Origin of the sequence: Allobosea sp. BK604, assembly GCF_004341515.1 — a bacterium.
Lineage (GTDB): Bacteria > Pseudomonadota > Alphaproteobacteria > Rhizobiales > Beijerinckiaceae > Allobosea.
The window spans coordinates 360,255-373,022 of the sequence record NZ_SLZF01000005.1 but is presented as its reverse complement, the minus strand read 5'-3'; the positions used below and the strand labels follow the sequence as shown (position 1 = coordinate 373,022).

13 protein-coding genes are annotated in these 12,768 nt (G+C 67.8%); 4 read left to right on the top strand and 9 right to left on the bottom strand.

Annotated features, from left to right (window positions below; genetic code table 11):
- Positions 1–20 precede the first annotated feature (20 nt).
- From EV560_RS17640 to EV560_RS17630, 3 genes are all read left to right on the top strand, one after another.
- The gene (locus EV560_RS17640; RefSeq protein WP_131857085.1) at positions 21–1,562 is read left to right on the top strand and encodes an ABC transporter substrate-binding protein; all 1,542 of its coding nucleotides are present in this window, start codon (positions 21–23) and stop codon (positions 1,560–1,562) included.
- A 103-nt stretch (positions 1,563–1,665) separates the two neighbouring features.
- Entirely contained in the window at positions 1,666–2,586 is a 921-nt protein-coding gene (locus tag EV560_RS17635) for an ABC transporter permease (RefSeq protein ID WP_248312102.1), read from the top strand.
- Positions 2,583–3,530 (top strand): ABC transporter permease, encoded by a 948-nt coding sequence (locus tag EV560_RS17630; protein WP_131857084.1) that lies wholly within the window; start codon positions 2,583–2,585, stop codon positions 3,528–3,530. Before EV560_RS17635 ends, EV560_RS17630 begins: the two co-directional genes overlap by 4 nt.
- 8 nt (positions 3,531–3,538) lie before the next feature.
- Here the strand turns inward: EV560_RS17630 and EV560_RS17625 are convergent, their stop codons facing one another.
- The gene (locus tag EV560_RS17625; RefSeq protein ID WP_248312101.1) at positions 3,539–4,330 is read right to left on the bottom strand and encodes an IclR family transcriptional regulator; all 792 of its coding nucleotides are present in this window, start codon (positions 4,328–4,330) and stop codon (positions 3,539–3,541) included.
- Between the two features lie 136 nt (positions 4,331–4,466).
- Here EV560_RS17625 and EV560_RS17620 point away from each other — a divergent pair, with 136 nt between their 5' ends.
- A complete protein-coding gene (locus tag EV560_RS17620) occupies positions 4,467–5,789 on the top strand; it encodes an aspartate aminotransferase family protein (protein ID WP_248312100.1) in 1,323 nt (440 codons plus the stop codon).
- A gap of 212 nt (positions 5,790–6,001) precedes the next feature.
- Here the strand turns inward: EV560_RS17620 and EV560_RS17615 are convergent, their stop codons facing one another.
- The 8 genes from EV560_RS17615 to EV560_RS17580 all read right to left on the bottom strand — a co-directional run bounded on the left by EV560_RS17615 (position 6,002) and on the right by EV560_RS17580 (position 12,753).
- On the bottom strand, positions 6,002–6,697 hold the full coding sequence (locus EV560_RS17615) for a 4-carboxy-4-hydroxy-2-oxoadipate aldolase/oxaloacetate decarboxylase (RefSeq protein WP_131857083.1): 696 nt from the start codon (positions 6,695–6,697) through the stop codon (positions 6,002–6,004).
- Positions 6,694–7,419, bottom strand: coding sequence for a PIG-L deacetylase family protein (locus tag EV560_RS17610; protein ID WP_131857082.1), 726 nt, complete (start codon positions 7,417–7,419; stop codon positions 6,694–6,696). The genes EV560_RS17615 and EV560_RS17610 overlap by 4 nt, the downstream gene beginning before the upstream one ends.
- A gap of 34 nt (positions 7,420–7,453) precedes the next feature.
- Positions 7,454–8,536: a 4-oxalomesaconate tautomerase gene (locus tag EV560_RS17605; protein ID WP_131857081.1), complete on the bottom strand. Its 1,083-nt coding sequence runs from the start codon at positions 8,534–8,536 to the stop codon at positions 7,454–7,456.
- Between the two features lie 95 nt (positions 8,537–8,631).
- Positions 8,632–9,399: an amino acid ABC transporter ATP-binding protein gene (locus tag EV560_RS17600; protein ID WP_131857080.1), complete on the bottom strand. Its 768-nt coding sequence runs from the start codon at positions 9,397–9,399 to the stop codon at positions 8,632–8,634.
- Entirely contained in the window at positions 9,399–10,046 is a 648-nt protein-coding gene (locus tag EV560_RS17595; protein WP_131857079.1) for an amino acid ABC transporter permease, read from the bottom strand. Before EV560_RS17595 ends, EV560_RS17600 begins: the two co-directional genes overlap by 1 nt.
- Entirely contained in the window at positions 10,039–10,713 is a 675-nt protein-coding gene (locus tag EV560_RS17590; protein ID WP_131857078.1) for an amino acid ABC transporter permease, read from the bottom strand. Before EV560_RS17590 ends, EV560_RS17595 begins: the two co-directional genes overlap by 8 nt.
- Before the next feature lie 50 nt (positions 10,714–10,763).
- Positions 10,764–11,567 carry a transporter substrate-binding domain-containing protein gene (locus EV560_RS17585; RefSeq protein ID WP_131857077.1) on the bottom strand — a complete coding sequence of 268 codons (804 nt, stop codon included), beginning with the start codon at positions 11,565–11,567 and terminating at the stop codon, positions 10,764–10,766.
- Positions 11,568–11,604: 37 nt separating this feature from the next.
- Entirely contained in the window at positions 11,605–12,753 is a 1,149-nt protein-coding gene (locus EV560_RS17580; RefSeq protein ID WP_131857076.1) for a pyridoxal phosphate-dependent aminotransferase, read from the bottom strand.
- Between the last annotated feature and the right edge of the window lie 15 nt (positions 12,754–12,768).

Sequence of the window (12,768 nt, the reverse complement as noted above, 5' to 3'; positions counted from 1 at the left end):
TAAAACGAGAGGGGAAAGCCATGACCACGCTGTCGCGACGTCACTTCTGCATGACCGGCCTTGCCCTCGCGGCAGCGGCCCCCCTGGCGGCGGCGCTGCCGGCCGCGGCCCAGCAGCTCAAGGGCGGGACGCTGCGCGTCGCCGTGCTGAGCGAGCTGGCGAATTACGATCCGCAGCAGCTCTCCACGGTCAATTTCCACGTCATCAAGAACCTCTATGACAGCCTGATCGAATACACGCCGGAGGGGAAGCCGGAGCCGAGCCTGGCGACGGAATGGGCGATCGCACCCGACAAGAGCTCGGTCACGCTGAAGCTGCGCGACGGCGTGACCTTCCATAGCGGCACGCCGTTCAAGGCCGATTCCGTGCTCGCGACCCTGCAGAAGGGCGCCGATCCCAAGCGCGGCAAGAACGTGTTCTCGACCATGTCGGTCGTCAAGGACTGGTCGGCGCCGGACGAGCGCACGGTCACGATCAACTTCAAGGCGCCGGTGCCGGACCGGCAGATCCTCGACCTGCTGCAATTCCTGATCCCGATCGATCCGAAGGGCATCGACACGGTCGAGACCGTTCCGGCCGGCACCGGCCCCTATACGCTGGTCAACCGGGCCGTGGGCCAGAGCCTCACGCTCAAGGCCAACCCGAAATATTGGCGCGAGAAGCAGCCGATCGCGCAGGACCTCGTCTTCACCGTGTTCAGCGAGGATGCGGCGGCGACCGCGGCGCTGGAATCGGGCGCCGTCGATATCGTCTATAACGGCTCCTCGCGCAGCGCGGTCAGGCTCAAGGCCGCCGGCTATCAGGTCTTCGCCGGCCCCGGCCAACTCGTGCAGGTCTTCCGCATCAACTCGACGCGCGGACCGTTCCGCAACAAGTCCTTCCGCCAGGCCTTCAACTACCTGATGGACCGTGCCGCCATCCTGCGCGTCGGCTATGCCGGGATGGGGCAGGTGGTGGCGCTGCCCTGGGCGCCGGCGAGCCCGGCTTTCGACGCCGCCTACACCAAGACCTATGCCTTCGACCCCGACAAGGCGAAGAAGCTGATCGCCGCCTCCGGCCTCTCCGCCGACGAAGTGAAGGGCTGGAAGCTGCTGGTGAACGGTAGCGACGAGCCCTCGGTCGCGATCAGCCAGATCCTGCAGGGTTCTCTCGCCAAGGCCGGCATCCCGATCGAGCTCGATATGCGCCAGGGCGCCGAATACGTCACGGCGCTGCTCGGCGGCGATTTCGCCGCGACCTTCGGTGCGGTCGGCAACGTCCAGAAATTCCCGTCGCGCGTCGCCACCAACTCGATCTACCGCACCTCGCAGAACCCGGTCCTCAAGGATCCGCATCCGCATCCCGACTATGTCGCCGCCATCGCGAGAGTGGATGGAGCGGCAGGCGGCGAGGCTGAGGTCAAGGCGACCTATGACAATCTCAACCGCGTGCTCGTCGACGAGGCCTTCGCCATCGCGACCAATTCCTACGATGTCGGGCTGATCGTCGCCTCCCAGAAAATCGGCGGCGTGACGCTCGACATCGACAACCTCTTCGTCGCGCGCACGATCGGGTTCAAGTGATGCGGCCCGGAGCATTTTCGAGCGAAGTGGATACCGGTTCGCGTGAAGAAAATGCGTCAACGCAAGTAGATAGAGAATTTTCGCGATTCAGAGAAGCGCGGAAATGCTCTGGTCCGACGCCGCGGCCCCGGTCCAGCGCCGGCTGATGCGGGACGGCCTGGTCTCGTTCCTCCACCTGCTGCGCCGGCTGCTCGCCCGGCGCGGCGCCGCGCTGAGCCTCGCCTTCCTCGCGCTGGTCGCGCTGGTCGCGGCCATCGCCGATTTCCTGCCGCTCGACCCGCTGACGCAGAGTGTCGCGGATGCGCTGATGCCGCCTTCGGCCGAGAGCTGGTTCGGCACCGACGAGCTCGGGCGGGACATCCTGGCGCGGGTGGTCTACGGCGCGCGGACCTCGCTGGTCACGGCGCTCGGCGCGGTCTGCATCGCGGCGCTCGTCGGTGTGCCGATCGGACTCGTCGCCGGCTTCTACGGCGACTGGCGCGACTCGCTGCTGATGCGCTGCATCGACGTGCTGCTCGCGCTGCCGAACATCCTGTTTGCCATGGCCCTGATCGCCGTGCTCGGGCGCAGCCAGGGCGCGGCCCTGATCGCCGTCGGCATCGCCGGCATCCCCGGCTTCGCCCGCATCGCCCGGGCCCAGGTCATGGCGCGGCGCCAGCTCGATTTCGTCATGGCGGTGCGCAGCTTCGGCGGTGGCCCGGGCTACATCATGTTCCGGACGCTCCTGCCCAACATCATGAGCCCGCTCGTCGTCCAGGCGATCGTACTCGCCTCGATCGCCATCCTGCTCGAGGCGGCGCTCGCCTTCCTCGGGGTCGGCGTGCCGCCGCCGACGCCGAGCTGGGGCGAGATGCTGCGCACCGGCAAATCCTATCTCTACGAGGCGCCGAGCTATGCGGTACTGCCCGGCCTGGTGCTGACGCTGACCATCCTCTCGCTCGACACGATCGGGCGGGCCCTGACCGCGCTGCTCGACCATGACGAGGCGGCCACGCCCGGCGAGACGGCAGGGGACAGGCGATGACCGGCTATGCCCTGCGCCGGCTCGCCCAGATGCTGCCCGTGCTGCTGATCGCCTCCTTCGCCATCTTCGCCATGGTCTATGCCGTGCCCGGCGGGCCGGTGGCCGTGATCGCCGGCGAGAATGCCTCGCCGGAGGAGATCGCGGCGGCGGTCCAGCGCTACGGGCTCGACCGGCCCATGGTCGTGCAATATGCCGACTGGCTCGGCCGCGCCGTCACCGGCGATTTCGGCCTGTCGCTGCATAGCCGCCAGTCGGTCGTGCAACTGATCGGCGAGCGGTTGCCGGCGACGCTGCAGCTCGCCCTCGCGGCCATCCTGGTCGCGCTCGCCATCGGCATCCCGGTCGCGGTCGCCAGCGCGGTCAGGCCGCAATCCTGGCTCGACCGGCTGCTCAGCGGCTGGAGCGCGCTGGCGCTCGGCGTGCCGACCTTCTGGCTCGGCATCCTGCTGATCCTGCTCTTCGCGGTCGAGCTGCGCTGGCTGCCCTCGGCCTCGCGCTATGTCCCGCTCTGGGAGGCGCCACTCGAGGCGCTGCGCAGCCTCGCCCTGCCGGCGATCACGCTCGGGGTCTATGTCTCCGGCGTGCTCGGGCGCTTCCTGCGGGCGTCGCTGATCGGCGAGGCGCGGGCCGACTATGTCCGCACCGCCCGCGCCAAGGGCGTGCCGGAGAAGCGCATCGTCGGCCTGCACATCATGCGCAACGCGCTGCTGCCCTTCGTCACCATCGTCGGGCTGATGATGGCGAATTTCATCGGCGGCGCCGTCGTGACCGAGGCGGTCTTCACCTATCCGGGCCTCGGACGCCTGCTGATCCAGGCGATCAGCACCCGCGACTACCCGCTGATCCAGGGCTGCATCCTGGTGATCCTCGTCGCGTATATGCTGATCAACCTCGCGGTCGACCTGCTCTATGCCTGGATCGACCCGCGGATCGAATACCGGTGAGCGCCGCCTCAGCCCGCGCCGGGCGGCGGCTGCGAGCCGAGCTGCGCCGAGATGCCGGCCGCGATCTCGCGCAGCCGCGTGCCGGCCTTGGCCGCCAGGGAATGCGGCATGCGCATCAGCGGCGCCGAAATCGAGAGCGCCGCGACCGGATGGCCGTCCTCGTCCAGGATCGGCACGCCGACGCACATGGCGCCATCCTCGTTCTCGCCCATCTCCGTGGCATAGCCGGCGCGGGCGACCTGTCGCAGCTGGCGCTCGATCTCCTCGCGCTCGAGCAGCGTGCGGCCGGTGCGCTCGGTCAGCGGCAGGTCGAGCTGGCGCTGGCGTTCCGCCTCGGGCAGGAAGGCGAGGATCGCCTTGCCGAGCGCCGTCGAGTGCATCGGATGGCTGTCGCCAATCCGGGCCTGCATCCGGAGCGAGCGGTTGGCCTCGACCAGGTCGATATAGATGATGGTGCCGTTGCCCTTCACGGCCAGGTTCACCGTCTCGTTGAACTCGTGCATCAGCTCGATCATCGCCGGCCGGGCGAGCTCGCGGATCTTGCTGACGCTGGCATCGGCCCGGGCGATGGCGCGCAACTGCGGCCCGAGATTATAGCGGTCGCTGGCGCGGTTATGGTCGAGGAAGCCGGCTGCCGTCAGGGTCTGCAGATAGCGGAACGTCGTCGTCTTCGGAATCCGCAGCTCCTTGCTGACCGCGGTGAGCGCGACCTCGTGGCCGCGGCGCGCGACGAATTCCAGCACCTTCAGCGCCTTCATCACCGGCTGCACGACATAGGGATTGTCTGGTGTCTTCGGCACGGCCGCTCCCCTGGTCGGACACGATAGTCAGGCCGATAGCGAGCGCAGCCAAATTCCGCAAGGCGAAACTCGCGTTCCTTTACACGGTGAGGTCGCTCTGGTGAGGTCCGGGGAAACAGCAGCGGAGGCGACGCAAGTGGCAGACGATGGCATCCAGCAGGCGGGGACGCTGCGCTTCGAGGAATCGGCCCGGCAGGTCGCGGAGAATGCGCGCTTCGTCGCCGGCGGCGTGAACAGCAATTTCCGCCTCGGCATGGCGCCCGGGCCGCTCGTCTTCGAGCGCGGCGAAGGCGCCTATCTCATCGATGCCGATGGCAACCGGATCATCGACTACTACTGCGGAATGGGGGCGACCGTGCTCGGCCATTCGCCGGCGCCGGTGATCGCGGCGGTGCAGCAGCAGGTGCAGAAAGGCATCCTCTTCGCCGGCCAGGCGCCGATCGAGTACGAGGCCGCGCGGCTGATCTGCGAGCGCATTCCCTCGGCGGAACGGCTGCGCTTCGGCTCGTCCGGGTCGGAGGTGGCGCAGGCGGCGATGCGGCTGGCGCGCGCCGCCACCGGCCGGCGCATCATCGTCAAGTTCGAGGGGCATTATCACGGCTGGTTCGACAACATCCTGTGGTCGACCGCACCGGGGCTGAACGCGGCCGGGCCCGAGGACGCGCCGACGCCCGTGATCGGCAGCCGGGGCCAGGATCCGGCGGCGGGCGAGGGGCTCTCGATCCTCGGCTGGAACGATCTCGCGGCGCTGGAAGCGCGGCTCGCCAGGGGCGATGTCGCGGCGGTTCTGATGGAACCGGCCATGTGCAACCAGGGTGCGATCGCGCCCGCTCCCGGCTATCTCGAGGGCGCGCTCGCGGCCTGCCGCAAGCACGGCGCCTTGCTGATCTTCGACGAGGTCATCACCGGGTTTCGCCTGGCACGGGGCGGGGCGCAGGAGCTCTTCGGGGTGACGCCGGACCTCACCATCATGGCGAAGGCGATCGCGAACGGCTTTCCGGTCGCTGCCATCGCCGGGCGTGCGGAGCTCCTCGACCTCTTTGCCGATGGCGTCCTGCATGGCGGCACTTTCAACGCCCAGCCGGTCGCGATGGCCGCGATGGTCGCGACGCAGACAGCGCTGACAGCAGAGCATTACGAGCGCAGTTCGGCCCAGGGCCAGCGCCTGCAGGACGGCATCCGCGCCATCCTGTCGGAGGCCGGCATCACGGCGCAGGTTGCCGGCTTCCCGCTGGTCTTCCACGTCGCCTTCGGGCTCGACGCCCCTGCGCGGAACTATCGCGACGTGGCGCGCTCCGACAAGGCGGCTTACGCCCGCTTCGCCCATGAGCTGCTCAAGCGCGGCGTGCGCGTGCTGGAGCGCGGCGCCTGGTTCGTCTCCTCGGAACATGATGCCGAGGTCGTCGACCGGACCCTCGAGGCGGTCCGGGCCGCGGCACGCGAGGCCGCGGCCGGCTAGAGCATTTCCGCGTTTCTTCGAATCGCGAAAATGCTCTATCTATTTGTTTTGACGCATTTTCTTCACGCGAACCGGCATCCACTTCGCTCGAAAATGCTCTAGCTCAGGACGAGAGGCGGCAGAGCTGGAGCAGCGGGCCGCCCATAGCCGACCTCGCCAATGTCGGCTTCTGGGCGGTCAAGCGTTCCCCCAAGTCGCGCCTGTCGAACAGGCTAGCCCGCCTCATCGGCGTGGTCGACATAGACCAGCCCCTGCCGCGCCAGTTCCTCGCGCATCTTGTACATGTCGAGGCCAAGCTCGCCGGAGGCGAGGCGCTGGCGCTTCTCGTCCTCGTTGGCCTTGCGCGCCTTGGCCTTGGCCGCGACATCGGCGGCCTCGCGCCGCGGCACGACCAGCACGCCGTCATCATCGGCGACGATGACGTCGCCCGGGCTGACCGCCGCGCCGGCACAGACAACCGGGACGTTGACCGCGCCCAGCGTCGCCTTGACCGTGCCCTTCGACGAGATCGCGCGCGACCAGGCCGGGAAGCCCATCTCGTGCAGCGCCTTCACGTCGCGCACGCCGGCATCGATGACGATGCCGACGACGCCGCGCGCCATCAGCGAGGTCGCGAGCAGGTCGCCGAACATGCCGTCGGTATTGTCGGTGGTGACGGCGACGACGAGCACGTCGCCGGGCTGGCACTGCTCGACCGCGACATGCAGCATCCAGTTGTCGCCGGGCTGCGCGAGCACGGTCACGGCGCTGCCGGCAATGGCGGCGCCGGCCCAGGCCGGGCGCATGTAGGGCTTCAGCAGGCCGAAGCGGCCCATCGCTTCATGGCTGGCCGAGACGCCGCAATCGGCGAGGTCTGCGATGACCCCGGCCTCGGCGCGGGGAATGTTGCGGACGACGATGTTTTTCACGCGAGTTCCTCCAGAACCATCGGGAAGAGGCGCTGATAGGCCTCGCCATAGGTCATCGATCGGCCGGAGTTGCGGCCGCCCTGCATGCCGCGGTTCAACGCGACGCGGGTGTAGTATTCCCAGAGATGCTTCTGCGCGGCCAGGATCTCGAAGGCGGCGCGCTTCTTCTCCCAGACATCGTCGATGTTGAGGATGACGTTAGGTTTATAATCGCACTGCTCGGGCTGGTGCGGCTCGAACAGGAAGACCGGCGGGGCCGAATAGGCGCGGTTCGGATCGGGCTTGTGGCCCATGGCCTGGGCGATGATGCGCGCCTCCTGGGCGAGCCGCGTCGCCTCGGGATGGTCGATATTATAGGGGTCGGCCAGGGCGTGCGTCAGCACGAAGGACGGCTTCAGCTCGTGATTGATGTCGACCAGCCGGTCGAGGATCTCTTCGGTGCCGCGCAGCGGATAGTCACCCGCGTCGAAGAACTCGATCTCGGCGCCGAGCAGTTCGGCGGCGCGCTGCGCCTCGTCGCGGCGCTGCTCCTTGACCTCGGCCATGCTGACACCGGCCTTCTTCCAGGCGAACTGGCTCTCGCCGCGCTCGCCATAGGAGAGGCAGGCGATCTTGATGCGATAGCCCTTGGCGGTGTGCAGCGCGATGGCGCCGCCGGCTCGCCAGACGAAATCCCCCGGATGGGCGGTGACCACGAGTCCGGTCTTTTGAGAAGCAGTCATAACTTGGACTTTCGATGTTGAAGCTTGGAAGGGATCAGGCGGCGTCGGCCTTGGCGTAGGTCGTGCCGTCGAAGAGGACGCGGGCGGTGCGCAGCAGCCCGGCGCGCTCGACGACCGGCTTTTCAGCCGTGCCGCCGACCTCGATGCGGACGCTGAACTCGCCGGTCGGATGCTCGACCGAGAGCGTCTTGATCCGGCCCTCCGGCACCTTGGCGACGGCGGCCGCGGGCGAGCCCGGCAGCACGCAGGCGGTGGCGACCGTCACCGCCGCGAAGACGCCGATCGAGGCGTGGCATTCATGCGGGATGAAGTTGCGGGTCGAGACATGGCCGCCCGGCTGCTGTGGCGGCGCGACCAGCGAGAGCTTCGGCACGACCTTCTTGCTGACATCGCCGAGATTCATCAGCGGGCCGCAGGCGAGGCGGATTTCCTCCAGCCGCGCCTTCAGCTCCTTGTCGGCGTCGAGTGCCTCGCGGCTTTCATAGCCGGTGCGACCGACTGCCGAGGCGGCGAGCACGATGACCGGCATGCCGTTGTCGATCAGGGTGACGTCGACGCCCGCGACATGGTCGACGACATTGCCGGTCGGCAGCAGCGAGCCGCAGACGGAGCCGGCGGCATCGAGGAAGTCGATGGTCACCGGCGCGGCGGTGCCGGGCACGCCGTCGATGCGGGCGTCGCCGGCATAGTTGACCTTGCCGTTCGGCGTCTCGATCAGCAGCTCGGCGATGGTGCCGGTGTTGATGGTGCGGACGCGGACGCGGGTCTGGTCGCCCGTCGGCTTGATCAGGCCGCGCTCGATCGCGAAGGGGCCGACGCCGGAAAGGATGTTGCCGCAATTCGGCGTGGTGTCGACGACCGGCTGGGCGATGCCGACCTGGCCGAACAGGAAGTCGATGTCGCAATCGGGCAGGGCGGAGCGCGAGACGATCGCGGTCTTGCTGGTCAGCGGATGGGCGCCGCCGACGCCGTCCACCTGGCGCGCATCGGGCGAGCCGAAGATGCTGAGCAGCAACCGGTCACGGGCGGCCGGGTCGGAGGGCAGGTCCTCAGCCAGGAAATAGGCGCCCTTGGACGTGCCGCCGCGCATCAGCATGCATCTGACGGGGATTTGCATCGTGAACCTCCCTTGCGTTGCGGTCGCCACCCGGCGCCGAACTCTTCTCTGTGGGCCGAATTCTCAGTGCGCCAGGAACTCAGTGCGCCAGGAACTCAATGCGCCAGGATCTTCGACAGGAATTCGCGGGCGCGCTCGCTCGCCGGGGCCGCGAAGAACTGCTCCTTGGCCGCGTCCTCGACGATGCAGCCCTGGTCCATGAAGATGACACGGTCGGCGACGCGCCTGGCGAAGCCCATCTCATGCGTCACCACCGCCATCGTCATGCCCTCGCCGGCGAGCTCGATCATCACGTCGAGCACCTCGCTGATCATCTCGGGATCGAGCGCGGAGGTCGGCTCGTCGAACAGCATGACCTGCGGGTCGAGTGCGAGCGCGCGGGCGATGGCGACGCGCTGCTGCTGGCCGCCGGACAGGTTCGCCGGCTTCGCATTGGCCTTGGCCTCGAGCCCGACACGCTTGAGCAGGCTGCGGGCGCGGGCTTCCGCCTCGGCGCGCGAACGCTTCAGGGCGCGGACCTGCGCCAGCATGATGTTCTCCAGCGCCGTCATGTGCGGGTAGAGCTCGAAATGCTGGAAGACCATGCCAATCCGCATGCGCAGCTTCGGCAGGTTGGTCCGGGGCGAGCCGACCTCGACGCCCTCGACCGTGATGCTGCCGGACTGGAACGGCTCCAGCCCGTTGATGCATTTGATCAGCGTGCTCTTGCCCGAGCCCGAGGGCCCGCAGACGACCACGACCTCGCCCTTGGCGATCCTCGTGCTGCAATGGCGCAGCACCTGCGTCGCACCATAGGCCTTGGAGACGTCGTCGATGACGATGGTGGGCTTGTCCATTGCGTTGACCTTGAGAGAAGCCGCCATCAGCTCACCGCCAGCCGCGCATAGAGCCAGCGGCCGATCCCGGAGAGGATCAGGCAGATCACCAGATAGGTGAGGGCGACGAAGGCGAGGATCGTCACCGGCTGGAACTCGCGGGCGTTGACGAGCATGGCGTTGCCGGTGAACTCCGCGACGCCGATGACCGAGGCCACCGAGGTGAACTTGAAGAGCCGGACATATTGGTTGAACAGCGTCGGGATGATGCGGCGCACGGCGAGCGGCACGACGACGAAGCGCAGCGCCTGGCCCTGCGTCAGCCCGGTCGCGAGCGCGGCCTGCGTCAGCGTCGGCTTCACCGTCATCAGGCCGCTGCGGATGTCCTCGGCGAGATAGGCGCCGATGAACAGGATGAAGGCGACGACCGTCGCCTTGTAGGCGGTGGTCTGGTAGCCGAACAGGGCCGGCAGGCCGAAGAAGGCGATGAAGAGCACGACCAGCAGCGGCGTGCCGCGGATGAACTCGATATAGACGCGCGAGACGACTGAGAGCACCGGCACGCGGCTGTAGAGGATCACCGCGACGATCAGCCCGAGCAGCGTGCCGCCGAGCGCGACCATCGCCGAGATCTGCAGGCTGGTCGCCAGCCCCTGCAGCATGAAGGGCAGGTTCTTGAGGATGACCTCAGGCATCGGCGACCCTCCGGGCGAGGCCGTCGCGCGTGCCGGACAGGATGGTCAGCGTCTGGCTGACCACGGTCACCAGCGCGAGATAGAGCAGGCAGACGGTGATGTAGATCTCGAAGGTACGGAAGGTCTGCCCCTCGATCGCGCTCGCCTGGTAGGTGATGTCGGCGACCGCGATCACCGAAGCGAGCGAGGAATCCTTGATCAGCTGCGAGAACACGCTGGCGAGCGAGGGGATGATGGCGCGGAGCGCCTGCGGATAGACCACGAAGAGCATGGCCTGCGCGTTGGTGAGGCCGCTGGCGAGCGCCGCCTGGCGCTGGCCGCGCGGCACGCTGCCGATGCCGGAGCGGACGATCTCGGCGACATAGGCGCCCGAATAGAGCGCGAGGCCGAGGACGCCGCACCAGAACGCCGGAATCTTCAGGAAAGACAGGCCGTTATACCAGAAATACATATGGATCAGCAGCGGGATGTTCCGCATCGACTCGACATAGGCGATGGAGAGCACGCGCAGCGACCGGGCCTGCGCCGTCGCGGCCGTGCCGACCAGGGTGCCGATGACGATGGCGAGCACGAGCGCGGCCGCCGAGAGCAGGATCGTGGTCACGAACCCGTCCAGGATGAGCGCCCGGTTGTCCCAGATCGGGCCGAACTGCAGGGTGTAATTCACCGGTCAGACCTTTTGTGCCGGCGGGCCTTTCGGCCCGCCGAATTCCGCTTTCACGGCCAGGTTTCGATGGGATAGGTCGGGTCCGCGTTGAACCATTTGCGGTAGAGCGCGGCGTATTCGCCGGAGGTCCACAGGTCCTGGAGGGCGAAGTTCACGGCGTCGCGCAGTTCGGCGTCGCCCTGGCGGATGCCGATGCCGAAGGGCTCGACGCTGAACAATTCGCCGACGATCTTGAACTTCGGATTGTCCTTCAGGAAGCCCTGCAGGATGTTGAGGCTGCCGGTCAGCGCCTCGACGCGGCCCTGGGCCAGCGCCAGCCAGGCGCTGTTATAGTCCTTGAAGGCGGTGATCTTGGCCTTGGGCGCCGCGGCGGCGATGTTCTTCTCCAGCGTCGTGCCCTGCTGGACCGCGACCTCCTTGCCGTCGAGATCCTTCAGGCCGGTGACCTTGCTGTCGCTCGCGACCATCAGCGACTGGCCGCCGGTATAGTAGGTGATGCTGAAATCGATCGCCTTGTCGCGCTCGCGGGTATGGGTCATCGACGCCGCGACGATATCGACATTGCCGCTGACCAGCAGCGGCACGCGGGTCGGGGAGGTCACCTTCACGAACTCGACCTTGACGCCGAGCTTCTCGCCGATCTTGCGGACGATATCGAGGTCGAACCCGGCCGGCTCGTTCTTGTCGTCGAGGAAGCCGAAGGGCGGGGTGTCGTATTTCACGCCGGCCCTGATCGTGCCGCGCTCCTTGATCTTGCTCATGCTGTCGGTCTGCGCCTGCGCGACGCCGAGCGGCGCTAGCGCCGCCGCCGCGACGACGGCCGCGGCGAGGCTGAATTCCCTGCGATTGATCATGGCCTTTGGTTCCCCTGGTTTTGGTTGTTTGCTGTGGTCAAGCCGCCAGGCCGACGCGGGCGATGCGCTCGAGGGCTTCCTCGAGATCGGCGTCGGGGCAGGTCAGAGACAGGCGCAGATGGCCCTTGCCGGGCGCGCCGAAGAAGGAGCCGGGCAGGGACGAGACGTCGATCTCGTCGAGCCAGCGCTTGGCGACGGCGACATCGTCGGCCGCGATCGACGGGAAGAGATAGAAGGTCGCGGACGGCATGCTCGTGGTGATGCCCTCGATCTTCGAAAGGCCGGCCACGGCGGTCTCCAGACGACGGCGGAAGGTCGCCCGGTATTGCGGCACGACCTCGTCATAGAGCGAGAGCGCGGTGATGCCGGCGAGCTGGATGAAGTCCGGCACGCAATAGACCGAATGCTGCATGAACTTGAGCACGGCCTTGGAGAGTCCGGCGGGCATCATCAGCGCGCCGAGCCGCCAGCCGGTCATGCCGAAGGTCTTGGAGAAGCTGTCGACGACGAAGGTGCGCTCGCGGCCGCCCGGCAGCGCCTGCGGGCTCGGGAAGCGGCCATCATGCAGCAGGTCGCAATAGACCTGGTCGAAGATGATCCAGATGTCGTGCCGGACGGCGAGATCGACCAGGCCGGAAATCTCCTCGGCGCTCAGCACGCGGCCGGTCGGGTTCACCGGCGAGTTGATGATGACGGCCTTGGTACGCGGCGTGACCGCGCGCTCCAGCGTCTCCAGATCGAGCCGATCGAGCAACGCCAGCGGCACGGGCGTGCCGCCGCAGAGCCGCACGCAGGGGCCGTAGCTGACCCAGCCCGGCTCGGGGACGAGCACCTCGTCGCCGGCCTCGACCGTCGCCATCAGGGCGGTGAGCAGCGCGAACTTGCCGCCGGGCGTGACGATGATGTCGGCAGGGTCGTAGGCGGTGCCGGAGCGCGCCTGTTCGCGTTGGGCGATGGCTTCCCGCAGGGCTGGCAGGCCAGCCGCCGGACCGTAATGCGTCGCGCCTCCGCGCATCGCGCGCTCGGCCGCGTCGATGATGCGCGGATCGGTGTCGATGCTCGGATCGCCGCTCGAGAGCGCCAGGATACGCCGGCCGGACGCGCGCGCTGCGCGCACCCGCTCGGTCATCTCGACCGTGGCTGACGGCTTCAGGGAGGTGACGCGATCGACGAGAGATAGAGGCATGGAAACAGGCTCCTC